This is a genomic window from Alkalicoccobacillus porphyridii (assembly GCF_007293315.1).
Lineage (GTDB): Bacteria > Bacillota > Bacilli > Bacillales > Bacillaceae_D > Alkalicoccobacillus > Alkalicoccobacillus porphyridii.
Genome location: NZ_VLXZ01000272.1, coordinates 1 through 262, shown reverse-complemented (window position 1 = coordinate 262; position 262 = coordinate 1). Strand labels below are relative to the sequence as shown.

2 protein-coding genes are annotated in these 262 nt (G+C 46.9%); both read right to left on the bottom strand.

Going from position 1 to position 262, the window contains the following annotated elements:
• Positions 1-103 (bottom strand): 50S ribosome-binding protein YggL (locus FN960_RS24300; RefSeq protein ID WP_119175012.1); only part of this gene is annotated, 103 nt, incomplete at its 3' end.
• Positions 103-249: a class I SAM-dependent methyltransferase gene (locus FN960_RS24295; protein ID WP_260682105.1), complete on the bottom strand. Its 147-nt coding sequence runs from the start codon at positions 247-249 to the stop codon at positions 103-105. The genes FN960_RS24295 and FN960_RS24300, both read right to left, overlap by 1 nt.
• Positions 250-262: the final 13 nt, after the last annotated feature.

Sequence of the window (262 nt, the reverse complement as noted above, 5' to 3'; positions counted from 1 at the left end):
CCGATGTACCTTCCGGGAATCGCCATGCCACCGAAAATCCTAATTCCTGGAATTCGTCGATGTGCATTTTTTTACGCAGACGACGGCTACGGTTCTTTGCCATTATTTCACCCTCTCGAACATTAAGTCCCATACTCCGTGACCAAGACGATGACCACGTTGTTCAAATTTCGTCACCGGACGTGATGCCGGACGCGGTACGTAATCATTGCTCTCTGACAGGTTTTTATAACCGTCAATAGAAGACATCACTTCAAGCATA